The 12785-nt window shown below is 69.6% G+C and carries 12 protein-coding genes; 8 read left to right on the top strand and 4 right to left on the bottom strand.

From position 1 onward, the window contains the following. The first annotated feature begins 31 nt into the window (after nucleotides 1-31). From ACQPZ4_RS50150 to ACQPZ4_RS50140, 3 genes are read left to right on the top strand one after another with little or no spacing between them, the layout of a single operon-like run. Nucleotides 32-1669 (top strand): sodium:solute symporter family protein, encoded by a 1638-nt coding sequence (locus ACQPZ4_RS50150; protein WP_433067091.1) that lies wholly within the window; start codon nucleotides 32-34, stop codon nucleotides 1667-1669. A gap of 15 nt (nucleotides 1670-1684) precedes the next feature. Then, complete coding sequence (locus tag ACQPZ4_RS50145; RefSeq protein WP_433053640.1) at nucleotides 1685-1957, top strand: hypothetical protein; 273 nt, start codon at nucleotides 1685-1687, stop codon at nucleotides 1955-1957. Nucleotides 1958-1993: 36 nt separating this feature from the next. Beyond that, entirely contained in the window at nucleotides 1994-2137 is a 144-nt protein-coding gene (locus tag ACQPZ4_RS50140) for a hypothetical protein (protein ID WP_433053637.1), read from the top strand. Here ACQPZ4_RS50140 and ACQPZ4_RS50135 read toward each other — a convergent pair. Next, on the bottom strand, nucleotides 2115-2423 hold the full coding sequence (locus ACQPZ4_RS50135; RefSeq protein WP_433053634.1) for a hypothetical protein: 309 nt from the start codon (nucleotides 2421-2423) through the stop codon (nucleotides 2115-2117). The genes ACQPZ4_RS50140 and ACQPZ4_RS50135 overlap by 23 nt on opposite strands. A 24-nt stretch (nucleotides 2424-2447) precedes the next feature. Between ACQPZ4_RS50135 and ACQPZ4_RS50130 the strand changes: the two genes are divergently transcribed. The 3 genes from ACQPZ4_RS50130 to ACQPZ4_RS50120 are packed head-to-tail and all read left to right on the top strand — an operon-like array spanning nucleotide 2448 to nucleotide 5571. Further along, nucleotides 2448-3347: a hypothetical protein gene (locus tag ACQPZ4_RS50130; RefSeq protein WP_433053631.1), complete on the top strand. Its 900-nt coding sequence runs from the start codon at nucleotides 2448-2450 to the stop codon at nucleotides 3345-3347. A 50-nt stretch (nucleotides 3348-3397) separates the two neighbouring features. Then, complete coding sequence (locus ACQPZ4_RS50125) at nucleotides 3398-4093, top strand: response regulator transcription factor (RefSeq protein ID WP_433053628.1); 696 nt, start codon at nucleotides 3398-3400, stop codon at nucleotides 4091-4093. 35 nt (nucleotides 4094-4128) lie between these two features. Then, complete coding sequence (locus tag ACQPZ4_RS50120) at nucleotides 4129-5571, top strand: sensor histidine kinase (RefSeq protein WP_433053625.1); 1443 nt, start codon at nucleotides 4129-4131, stop codon at nucleotides 5569-5571. A 31-nt stretch (nucleotides 5572-5602) separates the two neighbouring features. On the opposite strand, the gene ACQPZ4_RS50115 is transcribed toward ACQPZ4_RS50120, so the two are convergent. The 3 genes from ACQPZ4_RS50115 to ACQPZ4_RS50105 form a co-directional block, all read right to left on the bottom strand. Continuing rightward, nucleotides 5603-6265 (bottom strand): response regulator, encoded by a 663-nt coding sequence (locus ACQPZ4_RS50115; RefSeq protein ID WP_433053621.1) that lies wholly within the window; start codon nucleotides 6263-6265, stop codon nucleotides 5603-5605. After that, the gene (locus ACQPZ4_RS50110) at nucleotides 6262-6873 is read right to left on the bottom strand and encodes a hypothetical protein (RefSeq protein WP_433053618.1); all 612 of its coding nucleotides are present in this window, start codon (nucleotides 6871-6873) and stop codon (nucleotides 6262-6264) included. Before ACQPZ4_RS50110 ends, ACQPZ4_RS50115 begins: the two co-directional genes overlap by 4 nt. 314 nt (nucleotides 6874-7187) lie before the next feature. Continuing rightward, a complete protein-coding gene (locus ACQPZ4_RS50105) occupies nucleotides 7188-8372 on the bottom strand; it encodes a sensor histidine kinase (RefSeq protein ID WP_433053615.1) in 1185 nt (394 codons plus the stop codon). 169 nt (nucleotides 8373-8541) lie between these two features. On the opposite strand from ACQPZ4_RS50105, the gene ACQPZ4_RS50100 reads away from it, so the two are divergent. After that, a complete protein-coding gene (locus ACQPZ4_RS50100; RefSeq protein ID WP_433053612.1) occupies nucleotides 8542-9279 on the top strand; it encodes an ABC transporter ATP-binding protein in 738 nt (245 codons plus the stop codon). Between the two features lie 505 nt (nucleotides 9280-9784). Beyond that, on the top strand, nucleotides 9785-12682 hold the full coding sequence (locus tag ACQPZ4_RS50095) for an FtsX-like permease family protein (RefSeq protein WP_433053609.1): 2898 nt from the start codon (nucleotides 9785-9787) through the stop codon (nucleotides 12680-12682). The last annotated feature ends 103 nt before the right edge of the window (nucleotides 12683-12785 follow it).

Raw genomic sequence — 12785 nt, 5'->3', positions numbered from 1 at the left:
GCAGACTCTCGCCGATGGGCTGCGCCTGCAGATGGACGCATTGGACTACGTCCTGCTGGCGCTCTATTTCATCACCGTCCTGGGGGTGGGCCTCGCCGCCCGCCGATCCATCCGCAACAGCGAGGACTTCTTCCTGTCCGGCCGCTCACTCCCCGCCTGGGTGACCGGCCTCGCGTTCGTCTCGGCCAACCTGGGCGCCCTGGAGATCCTGGGCATGGCCGCCAACGGCGCCAAGTACGGGCTGATGACCTTGCACTACTACTGGATCGGCGCCGTGCCGGCCATGGTCTTCCTGGGCATCGTGATGATGCCCTTCTACTACGGCTCGAAGGTGCGCAGCGTCCCGGAGTACATGCGCCGGCGCTTCAACCGCCCCGCCCACCTGCTCAACGCGCTGTCGTTCGCGCTGGCCCAGGTGCTGATCGCGGGCGTCAACCTGTACGCCCTCGCGCTCATCATGCAGGCCCTGCTCGGCTGGCCGCTGTGGGTCGCGATCGTCGTGGGAGCCGCGATCGTCCTCGTGTACATCACGCTGGGCGGCCTCTCCAGCGCCATCTACAACGAGGTGCTGCAGTTCTTCGTGATCATCGCGGGCCTGCTGCCCATCGCCATCGTCGGCCTGGTCAAGCTGGGCGGCATCGACGGGCTCTTCGACGCGGTGCGCAACAGCACCAAGCTCGGCGACGCCGGCCTGCACACCTGGTCCAACACCGGCGGCACCGACAACCCGCTGGGGGCCGCCTGGTGGGGCATCGTCTTCGGGCTCGGGTTCGTGCTCTCCTTCGGCTACTGGACGACCAACTTCGCCGAGGTGCAGCGCGGTCTGTCGGCCCGCAACATGAGCGCGGCGCGGCGGACGCCGATCATCGCGGCGTACCCGAAGCTGCTCATCCCGTTCGTCACCGTCATCCCCGGCCTGGTCGCCCTCGTCACCGTCAAGGGACTGGGCGCGGACACGGGCGATCTGCAGTACAACAACGCGGTCCCGCTGCTCATGCGCGAGTTCCTGCCCAACGGCGTGCTCGGCATCGCCGTCACCGGTCTGCTGGCGTCGTTCATGGCGGGAATGGCGGCCAACGTGTCCGGCTTCAACACGGTGTTCACGTACGACATCTGGCAGGAGTACGTCGCCAAGGACAAGCCCGACGGCTACTACCTGCGGGTCGGGCGGCTCATCACGGTCGTCGGCGTCGTGATCGGCATCGGCACCGCGTTCATCGCCTCGGGCTACAGCAACATCATGGACTACATCCAGGCGCTGTTCGCCCTGTTCAACGCGCCGCTGTTCGCCGCCTTCATCATCGGCATGTTCTGGAAGCGGATGTCGGCCTGGGCGGGCTTCTGGGGGCTGCTGCTGGGGACGCTGGCCGCGTTCATCACGTACGCCGGGTACAAGTGGTTCGGCTGGTTCACCTTCGGCTCGGACCTCGACGAGTCCTTCTGGGGCGCCGGCATCGCCTTCGTCACCGTCATGATCGTGGCGATCGTCGTGACGCCGCTGACCCGGCCCAAGGAGGACGCCGAGCTCGACGGGCTGGTGTTCGGCGTGGGCAAGCACGATCTGCGCGCGGACGCGATCGCCGGGGACACCGCCTGGTACCGCTCGCCGGTGCTGCTGGGCACGGGGGCGCTCGTGCTGGCCTTCGCTTTCTACCTGCCGTTCCTGTAGGCCCTGGAGGTTCTCATGAGTGACCAAGAGCAGAAGGTGGACACCGCTCGGGCGGCTCGGCTGTTCGACGTCCGGCGGGTGATCGGCGGGCTCTTCACCGTCTATGGCGTGATCGTGACGATCCTGGGGATCTTCGACTCGCAGGAGGAGATCGACAAGGCGGCGGGGGTGCGGATCAACCTGTGGATCGGGTTGGGGATGCTCGTGCTGGGGCTGCTGTTCCTGTTGTGGCAGTGGCTGCGGCCGGCCGAGGCTCCCTCTTCCCCGGATTCTCCTCCGGTTGACTAGTACTTCTTGACGATGCGGCGCTGCAGACTGCTCGGCATGGAAATCGTGCTGGCGGATGTGGCGCCGCAGCCGTCTGTTGCTCCTGGCTCGGCTCTGGTTGTCATCGGGCTTGGCTGTCTGCTGTTTCTGGCCGCTCTGGTGGTGCTGATCGTCTGGCTCATCCGGCGGCGATCCCGATGAGCAGCGACGCTGCGTTGGCTCCTATTGCCATGGCGATGATTGCCATTTTGTCGGTTTTTATGGCGATTATCAGGATGAGCGCTTCCACCGCGGTTGCCATTGCTTCCGCGGGCCACAGTTGGTCCGGGTTCCTGCTGAGGTACAGCCAGAGGGCCGGATGGGTGGCGAGGTTGACGGCCACGCCGAGCGCCGCGGCTTTTGCCGGTTTTGCGAGCTTGAGGGCGACCAGCGCGGCCGTGTACAGCGGGACCTCGACCGCCAGGGTCAGCAGCAGGGCGCGGAGCACGGGATGAAGATAAGCCTGCTGTTCGTGCTGGCCGCGACCGCCGCGCTCGGTCTCGCCTTGCGCTCGCCGTTGGTCGTGACCGTGGGCGGGCTGATCGCGTTCGGGGCGCTGCACAATGTGCTCGAGCTGCGGTACGTGGCGGGGCGGTTCTCGTCGCTGCTCACCGGGCGGTTTCTGGCCGTGCTGCTCGGGCTGATCACGGCGATCGTGCTGTGCCGGCTGGCGGCGCTCGTGGTGGGGAATCCGGCGCGGTACGCGGAGATCGTCATCGGCTACGGGGTGCTTGCGGCCGCCTGTGTCCATGGACTTCGCGGGTGGCGGTTGGCTGCGGCGCTTTTCACCGTGTTCGTGGCGCTAGCGGGGTCGTTGACGTTTTCACAGTACCATTTCGTGATTTTGGCGCATTTGCATAATCTCGTCCCGCTGTTTTTCCTGTGGGAATGGGCGGGGCGGCTGCGGCGGCCGGGGCTGTTTCGGTGGACGCAGGTCGCGTGGATTCTCGTGGTGCCGGTGCTCGTGCTGCTCGGCGCGTTCGATTTCGCGCTGTCGTCGTCCGGCGCCTTTGCGCGCTTCGGCATCGCGCCGCCCGGCTCCAACGAGCTCATCGGGACGCGATTCCTGGTCGTGTTCGCCTTCCTGCAGACCATGCACTATTTCGTGTGGGTCTATTTCCTGCCGCGGTACGCCCCGGAGGCGCCCAAGTTCCTGCTCGGCCGGCGCGCCTGGCTGCTCGGGCTCGGACTGGCGGCGCTGCTCGCGATTCCGTTCGCCATCGACTTCGCCAGCGGGCGCGCGCTGTACGCCGCGTTCGCCTCGTACCACGCGTACCTGGAGTTCCCGGTGCTGCTCGCGGCCGTCGCAGGCGGTTCACAGCTCGTTTTCAGGGAAACCGCATCGGACCGTCAGGTACCGGCGGCAGTCTGATGGTGACAAGGGAACAGACCAGGGAACCCTGACGCAACTTGGAGCGAATCATGACGCGGCTGCTTGTGGTCGACGACGAGCCCGACATCGTCGAACTGCTCTCCGCGAGCCTGAAGTACCACGGCTACGACGTCGCCAGCGCCACCAGTGGCCGCCAGGCGATGGAGGAGGCCCGCCGCTTCCGGCCCGACATGATCCTGCTCGACGTCATGATGCCCGAGCTCGACGGCTTCGAGGTCCTGCGCAAACTCCGCGGCGAGGGCACCCGTGTGCCCGTGCTCTTCCTGACCGCCCGCGACGCCACCGAGGACAAGATCAAGGGCCTCACCCTGGGCGGCGACGACTACGTCACGAAGCCCTTCAGCCTGTCCGAGATCCTGGCCCGCATCCAGGCCGTCCTCCGGCGCGTCGCCGACCCGGCCGGCGGCTCCGCGGCCCAGACCTCGCGCCTGACCTTCGCCGACATCGAGCTCGACGAGGACACGCACGAGGTGTTCAAGGCGGGCCAGGAGGTCCAGCTCTCGCCGACCGAGTTCAAGCTGCTGCGGTACTTCATGACGAACCCCGGCCGAGTCCTGTCCAAGGCCCAGATCCTGGACCACGTGTGGCAGTACGACTTCGGCGGCGACGCGGGCGTCGTGGAGTCCTACGTCTCCTACCTGCGCAAGAAGATCGACACGTCCGAGCCCCGCCTGCTCCACACCCTGCGCGGCGTCGGATACTCCCTGCGGTTGCCCCGGACATGAAATCCTGGCCGCTCCGCGTCAAGCTAGTCGTACTCATGCTCGTCCTGCTCGCGGCGGCCCTCACGACAACCGGCATAGCCGGCGTCGTCAGCACGCGCGACTACCTCTTGGACCGGGTCGACGCCCAACTCCTCGAGACGGTCGACCAAGAGACGCCGTCGTGCGACCACCCCGGCGACAAGTACGGCCCCGGCGGTGCCCCGGTGCAGCGCAGCGGGTACTACGTGGCCTGCATCAACCAGGCGGACGGCAGCCTGGTCGAGAAGACGTTCAACCCGAACCCCAGCGACGCCAACCAAAGCCGCCCGAAGCTGCCCTCCACCGCCAGCGCGATCGGCGAAATCCCGCGCCTGTCCGGGACCACCTTCGGCCTGTACACCACCGTCGAACCCGTGAGCGGCCAAGGCCACGATTGGCGCGTCCTCTACGCCCGCAAGGCCGACGGGCGGGGCCTGCACTCGTCGCTGGTGATCGCCATCAGCCTCGACGAGGTGGACAACACCGTCACGCGCCAAATCGTCATGAGCGCCACCATCGGCGGTTTCGTCCTGCTGGTCCTGGCAGTGGTCGCGTACGTCATGGTCCGCTCAAGCCTCCGCCCCCTGGTAGAGGTGGAACAGACGGCCGAGGCCATCGCCGCCGGCGACCTGAGCCGCCGCGTCCCCGAGTCCGACCCACGCACCGAGGTAGGCGGCCTGGCGCAGGCCCTGAACACCATGCTGGGCCAGATTGAGACCGCCTTCGACGAACGCCGAGCCTCAGAGGAAGCCGCCCTGGCGTCGGAAGGCCGAATGCGCCGCTTCGTAGCGGACGCCTCCCACGAACTGCGCACGCCGCTCACTTCGATCCGAGGCTTCGCCGAGCTGTACCGCCAGTCCGGCAACACCGAGGACAACATCCGCCGAATCGAACACCACGCCACGCGCATGGGCCTCCTGGTCGACGACCTGTTGCTGCTGGCCCGAATGGACCAACAACGCCCACTCGAAAAGCGCCCGGTGGACTTGCTCTCCTTGGCCACGGACGCGCTGATCGACGCCCGGGTAACGGCCACGGACCACCGCCTACGCCTGCGCACCCCGAACAGCGAGGACGACGACGCCGACACCGATGCCCCCATCGTCCTGGGCGACGAGGCCCGCCTGCGCCAAGTCCTGCAAAACCTCCTGTCCAACGCCCTGAACCACACGCCGGCCGGCACAGAGGTAACCGTCTTCGTAGGCACAGATGCGGACAAGGCCATCCTGGAGGTCGCGGACAACGGCCCCGGCATGAGCGCGGACGACGCCGCAAGAGTCTTCGAACGCTTCTACCGCACCGACCCAAGCCGAACCCGAGCCCTGGGCGGCAGCGGCCTGGGCCTGTCAATCGTGGCCGCTTTGGTCAAGGCCCACAACGGCGAGGTAACCCTAAAGACCTCCCCAGGCGAGGGCGCCACCTTCCGCGTGACGATCCCCCTGCTGCACCCCGACCACTGAGGTTCCCTACTTAACCACTGAGGTTCCCTCCTTAGCGGGCGACCGAAATCAACCCAGTCTCGTACGCAACAATCACCATCTGCGCCCGATCCCGCACCTCAAGCTTCGCCAAAATCCGCCCGACGTGCGTCTTCACCGTGGCCAGACTCAGCCCAAGATGTCGAGCAATCTCGGTGTTCGACAACCCCCGCGCCACCAGCACGAGCACCTCCCGCTCCCGCTCGGTAACGCCCTCAAGCTCCCGCGGAATAGCCCGCTCAGGCTGCGGCCGCCGAACAAACTCAAAAATCAGCCTCCGAGTGACCGAAGGCGACAGCAACGCCTCCCCACCGGCCACAACCCGAACCCCATGAAGCAACTCCGCCGGTGGCGTGTCCTTGAGCAGGAACCCACTGGCCCCAGCCCGCAGCGCCCCATACACGTACTCATCCAAGTCAAACGTCGTCAACATCAACACCCGAACCCCACCCAACTCCGCATCTTCACAAATCCGCCGCGTGGCCTCAATCCCGTCCATCGACGGCATCCGCACATCCATGAGCACCACATCCGGCCGCAACTCACCCGCCAGCCGCACCGCCTCATCGCCGGTACCGGCCTCCCCAACCGTGCTGCAATCCCCACTCAAATCAAGCAGCGCCCGGAAACTTCCCCGCAGCAAAGCCTGATCGTCAGCAATCAACACCCGAATCACGCCGCCCCACCTCCGACCACCACTCGCCCCGCCATCCCTCGCCCGCCGTCGGCAGTCGCGTGTGCCGCCTCGGTTCGCTTGCTGTCGGCAGTCGCGTGTGCCGCCTCGGTTCGCTTGCTGTCGGCAGTCGCGTGTGCCGCCTCGGTTCGCTTGCTGTCGGCAGTCGCGTGTGCCGCCTCGGTTCGCTTGCTGTCGGCAGTCGCGTGTGCCGCCTCGGTTCGCTTGCTGTCGGCAGTCGCGTGTGCCGCCTCGGTTCGCTTGCTGTCGGCAGTCGCGTGTGCCGCCTCGGTTCGCTTGCTGTCGGCAGTCGCGTGTGCCGCCTCGGTTCGCTTGCTGTCGGCAGTGGCGTGTGCCGCCTCGGTTCGCTTGCTGTCGGCAGTCGCGTGTGCCGCCTCAGTCCGCTTGCTGTCGGCAGTGGCGTGTGCCGCCTCGGTTCGCTTGCTGTCGGCAGTGGCGTGTGCCGCCTCGGTTCGCTTGCTGTCGGCAGTCGCGTGTGCCGCCTCGGTTCGCTTGCTGTCGGCAGTGGCGTGTGCCGCCTCGGTTCGCTTGCTGTCGGCTGTCGCGTGTCCCGCCTCAGTCCGCTTGCTGTCGGCAGTCGCGTGCTCCATCTGGTCCTGTTCGCTGTCTGTTGTCCTTTGCCCGGCCCGGGATCGCCTGCTATCGGTCGCTGGTTTCTCTGGGTTTGGCCATCCGCTGCCGTCCGCTGGCTGCCCCGCTCCGGACTGCCCGTGCGTGCGGCCGTCTCTGTGTGCGCGGACGTCTGCCTGGGCGCGGACGTCTGCCTGGGCGCGGACGTCTGCCTGGGCGCGGACGTCTGCCTGGGCGCGGACGTCTGCCTGGGCGCGGACGTCTGCCTGGGCGCGGACGTCTGCCTGGGCGCGGACGTCTGCCTGGGCGCGGACGTCTGCGTGCAGTGGGCGGGTCATGCGATGCCGCCGGCTGGGAGTAGGGCGCGGACGGAGAAGCCGCCCTCGGCTCGGGGGCCGGCGGTGAAGGTGCCGCCGTGGAGGGCGACGCGTTCGCGCATGCCGATCAGGCCGTGGCCGGTGGCGTTGGGGCGCGGTGGGCGTTTGCCGTCGTCGTTCACCTCGATGCGGATCTCGGCCGGGTTGACGACGATGCTGACCCGGCACTCGGCCGGCGCCGCGTGCTTGACGACGTTGGTGATGGCTTCCTGCACGATGCGGTACACCGCCAAGCCCACCGACTCGGGCACTTCCTCGATTGTGGTCTTGTCCGGTGGGGCCACGTCGAGCTGGACGCGGACGCCGCCGAACGAGGCCATCTCGACCAGGCCGGGCAGGTCGTTCAGGCCGGGTGTCGGCGCGTACGGCGTGTCCTCGCGAAGCATGTCGAGCACTCGGCGCACCTCGAGCATCGCCGCGCGGCCCGTCTTCTCGATCACCTGGAGCGCGTCGCGTGCCTCGGCGGGGCTGGCGTCGGCGACGTGGTTGCCGACCGCGGCCTTCACCACGATGAGCGTCATCGTGTGGGCGATGACGTCGTGCAGCTCGCGGGCCACCCGGAGGCGCTCCTCGACCGCCGCCTTCTGGATCGCCTGTTCGTTGCGTGCGGCGGTCTGGGCCCGGCGCTCGCCGATCGCGAAGCCGAGGGTCTGCGCCGGGGAGGTGGCGAAGAGGCCGAAGAAGCTGGCCATGATCAGCGAGGGGCTGTCGCCCGACGGCGGCTTGTCCGACATGAGCATCGGGATGACCATGCATGCGCTGATCAGCAGGCCGCCGACCACGACGCCGGCGATGCCCTTCCAGTCGCGCGCGACCGTGCCGAAGGTGTAGTAGACGAGCGCGAGTGCGATGGCCGGGCCGGCGGCCGCGAAGGTCGGGACGATCTGCGCGCCCAGGGCGAGCATTGATGCGGCGACGACGACGAATGCGGAGCGGAAGGGCCAGCGCCGTCTGAAGGCGACGGGCACTCCGAGCGCCAAAGCCACCAGGGCCGAGAGCCAGAGCGGCTCACTCCAACCGCCTTGCGGCACCGCGAGCGCCGCGAAGAAGCACACCAGTGTGGTGCCCGCCGCGGAGAACGCGTCGAGCATGTACAGACCTCTTGGACCGAGCCTCCGGGTTAGGACTGGTGGTAGCTCCATGGGCTCGACCGTAGCGGTCGGCGGGGGTTTGCGCGTCGGCCTGGGAGCCGTCATACCCAGGTATGAGAATCGGGCGATTTACGGCCCGGCGTACGACCCTGGGCCGAACGAAAAGTGTCCATCACGGTCCGATGCGCGATCACGCCCCGAGGCGGCATCGTTACCGCCCATGACGACGCAAACGGTGATCCTGGAGAACGTCAGAGCCGCCTACGGTGACGGACCTCGGCAGCTCATCGCGCTTGACGGCGTCTCGGTGGCATTCGAGCGCGGCACGTTCACGGCGGTGATGGGCCCGAGCGGCTCGGGCAAGTCGACACTGCTGCATTGTGCGGCCGGCCTCGACCGCCCGATCGGCGGTTCGGTCACCGTCGACGGGGTCGTGCTCGACGAGCTCTCGGAGGACGACCTCACCCGGCTGCGGCGCGACCGGATCGGGTTCGTGTTCCAGGCCTTCAACCTGGTCTCGGCGCTCACCGCGGAGCAGAACGTGTCGCTGCCGATGCGCCTAGCCGGACACCGCCCACCGCCCGCGGACGTGGTGGCGGCGTTGACCGCAGTCGGGCTCGCGGACCGGCTCCGACATCGTCCCAGCGAGCTCTCCGGCGGCGAGCAGCAGCGGGTCGCCGTCGCCCGGGCGCTGATCAGCCGGCCGGCGGTCGTGTTCGCGGACGAGCCGACGGGCGCGCTGGACAGCGTGACCTCGCGTCACGTCCTCGACCTCCTGCGGACGCTGGTCGACGAGCACGCGCAGACCGTGGTGATGGTGACCCACGATCCGGTCGCCGCTGCCCGCGCCGATCGCATCGTGTTCCTGGCCGACGGCCGAATCGTCGACGACATCCGGGGACCGCTTGCCGCGGAGGAGATCGCGGCCCGCACGACGCAGTTGGAGAAGGCATCGTGAGCGCCGGTTTCGGGCCGCCGGCCGGGTTGCCAGCGACGTCCGGGTTCCGCTTGCGGCGAAGGAGATCGCGGCCCGCACGACTCGGCCGGACGGGTCATGTTGCGCCGTCGGCGGATGGCGGGCGGGTTCGTCGTCGCGGTGGCCGTGGGCCGAGTGGTGCAGCTGAAAGGGGGCGCCATGTTGACGCTCCGGCGGGTGGTCGTCGTGGTGGCTGCGGGTCGGACGGTGCGGTTGGAGGGGGCGTCGTGGTGAAGCTCCGACGGGTGGTTGGCGGGTTGGGCCGTGGTGGCCGCGGGCTGGGTGGTGCGGACGTCGTGGTGAGGCTTCGGCGGGTGGTCGGCGGGTGTGGCCGTGGTGGCCGCGGGCTGGGTGGTGCGGTTGGAGCGGACATCACGGTGAGGCTCCGACGGATTGCGGGCGGAGTGTGTCGTCGTGCTCGTCGCGGGCCTGGTGGTGCGGTTGGAGGGAGCTTCGTGGTGAAGCTCCGACGGTTGGAGGGGACGTCATGGTGAAGCTCCGACGGATGGTGGGCGCGCTCGTTGCCGTGGCGATCGGGATCGCGCTGGTGATGCTGGCCCTGCTGTTGCTCCTCGCGGGGCGGCCGATCGTCCCCGAGCGGCTTGCGGCGGCCGCGGTAGTTGTCGATGCGCTCGACAGCCACAGTCCGGCCGAGTCGTTCACGCCTACGGTGCCGTGGTCCTCGGCGAGGGCGGAGGAGTTGAGCCGGGACCTCGGGGGGCTGCCCGGCGTCGAAGCCGTCGTCGCCGATCGAACCTTCTACGTGCAGGCGCTCGTCGGTGGGCGGCCGCCTGCGGTGGAGGGGCAGCGGCAGGACACGTACGAGGGGCATGGGTGGTCGTCGGCCCGGCTCGGAGGGCTGGCGCTCGTGGCCGGTGAGCCGCCGCGCCGTGCGGGTGAGGTTGTCGTCGATCGGGCGCTCGGGTTGCGGCCCGGGAGTGCGGTGACGTTGTTGATGGCGACGGGGCCCGTGCCGTACACCGTGACGGGGCTGGTCGATGCGCCCGGCTATCTGGTGGCGGATGACGTTGCGGCCCGACTGGCGCCGGGAGTTCGGGCGATCGGGCTGGTGCTCGAGCCCGACGCGGACCCGGGGACGGTGGCGGCGGCCGCGCGCGGGGTGGTCGGGAGCGACGGCCGGGTGCTGACCGGGGACGAGCGGGGCGCGCTGGAGCCGCGGGACGATGCGCGGGCCCGGTGGATCGGCATGCAGGCGCTCACCGGGGTGGCGACGCTGGCCGGGTTCGTCACGGTGTTCGTGGTCGCGTCCACGTTTGCGTTCACCGTTGCTCAGCGGCGGCGTGAGCTCGGGCTGCTGCGAGCGGTCGGGGCGACACCTCGGCAAGTGCGGCGCATGGTGTACGGCGAGGCGCTTCTCGTCGGATGCACCGGCGCGGTCCTCGGGGTGGTCGTCGGGGCAGCGCTGGCTCCGCTGGTTGGGCGAGCGCTGATCGGGGCGGGGCTGGAGCCGGCGACGTACGAGGTGCGGTACGGGCCGGTGCCCTTCCTGGTCGCGCTTGCGCTGGGGCCGGTGGTCGCGCTGCTCGGGGCCTGGTCGGCGGCGCGGCGGGCGGCACGGGTGCGGCCGCTGGAGGCACTGCGCGAGGCGGCCGTCGAGCGGCGGCCGATGGGGCGGCTGCGCTGGATCGTCGGCGGCTCGCTGGTGTTGCTCGGCGTCGGGTTCGCCATCGGCACCGCGACGGCGGATGACGCGCAGGATGGGGCCACGCTTGCCTTGTACAGCGCGATGGCCCTGGTGACCGGGATGGTGGGGCTGGCACCGGCGGCCGTACCGCCGATCGTGGGGCTGTGGCGCCTGCCGTTCCGGCGAGGTGGCGGTGCGATCGGGCTGCTGGTGCGGGAGGGCGCGCTGACCGCGGCGCGACGGACGGCCTCCACGGCCGCGCCCGTGCTGCTGACCGTGGCGTTCGCCGTGCTGGTGGCGGGGATGGTGCAGACGACGACGGCGGCCTATGCGGCGGGGCGGGCTGCGGATGTCGATGCCGGGCAGGTGATGGTACCGGACCGTACGCCGGGGTTGTCCGACGCCGCGGTGGCCGCGGTCCCCGGTTCGGCGATGCTGCCGACCACGGCGTTCGGGCGGGACGACGCCGCGGGAGCCGATCGGCGGGCGTGGAACGTGCTCGGCGTCGACCCGGCCGCGTTTGCCGAGGTCGATCGGGGGGCGAGGGTGCTGGCTGGCTCGCTCGGGGACCTCCAGGGTCAGGACTCGCCAGCGGAGACGGGGGCAAACCAGAGCGGTGCGGAAGGCGACGGCGCGGTGGGGGTGCCTGGGGCGGGGCAGCCCGGTGTCGGTGGTGAGGACGCTGGGGCGGGGCCGCCTGGTATCGGTGGTGAGGACGCTGCGGCGGGGCAGCCCGGTGTCGGTGGTGAGGACGCTGGGGCGGGGCCGCCTGGTATCGGTGGTGAGGACGCTGCGGCGGGGCAGCCCGGTGTCGGTGGTGAGGACGCTGCGGCGGGGCCGCCTGGTATCGGTGGTGAGGACGCTGCGGCGGGGCAGCCCGGCGTCGGTGGTGAGGACCCTGCGGCGGAGACAGGGCCGGAGCGGCGTGGGGTGGGGGACGAGTACCCGGTGGTGGTTACCGAGTCGGTGCGGCGTGGCGTTGGGGACGTGTATCCGGTGGTGTTTGCCGACGGCGAGCGGGTTTCGTTGCGGGTGGTGGCGGTGGTCGCGGATCGATCGGTACGAGCGGATCTGTTGCTGAGTCGCGTAGTGGTTCGGCGGCATGATCCGTCGGCGTTGACTTCGGCCGTTTATCTGCCCGGCGTGAAGGATTCGGGGGCGAGTGCGTCGCCCGGAACGGGGTCGGGTGCGTCGCCCGGAACGGGGGCGGGTGCGTCGCCCGGAGCGGGGTCGGGTGCGTCGCCTGGGGCGGAGGCGCGGGTCGTTGTGCCGGTCGGGGCTGGGGCCCGGGTTATTGACGTGGCGACGTGGGCCGCGGAGGCCGACAGTGCCGAGGATCGGCTGGTGTGGCTGTTCACGCTGATGCTGATCGGGGTGTCGGGCGGGTACGGGGCGATCGCGGTCGCGAACACGCTGCTGATGGCGGCGCAGGGGCGCGCGGCTGACCTGCGGGTGATGCGGCTGGCCGGGGCTACGCGGCGGCAGGTGGCGGGGTATGTCGCGGCGGAGTCGGCGTTGGTGGTGCTGATCGGGGCGGTGCTCGGCGGGGCGGTGGCGTTCGGGGCGCTGATCAGCATTCGGGCCGGGCTCAGTCAGCAGGTGGGGGCGGCGGTCGCGCTGGTGGTGCCGTGGTCGGTGATCGCGGGGGTCGTTGGGCTTTGCCTGGTGCTCGCGCTGCTGGCCGGGGTGCTGCCGACTCGGCGGATGTTGCGAGAGCGGGCGATTCGGATGTCGTCGTGAGTCCCGGGCGTCAGGGCTCGGCGGCAGAAGGCGCGGGGTGGCTGGGGCGCGTGCGGGAAGGTCGGAAAAGTTGCTGAGGAGTGGAGGAACTCGGATGCCGGGG

The sequence above is a fragment of the Dactylosporangium sp. CS-033363 genome (assembly GCF_050942475.1).
Lineage (GTDB): Bacteria > Actinomycetota > Actinomycetes > Mycobacteriales > Micromonosporaceae > Dactylosporangium.
Note: the sequence above shows the minus strand (reverse complement) of the source record. Positions and strands in the feature narration are given on the sequence as shown.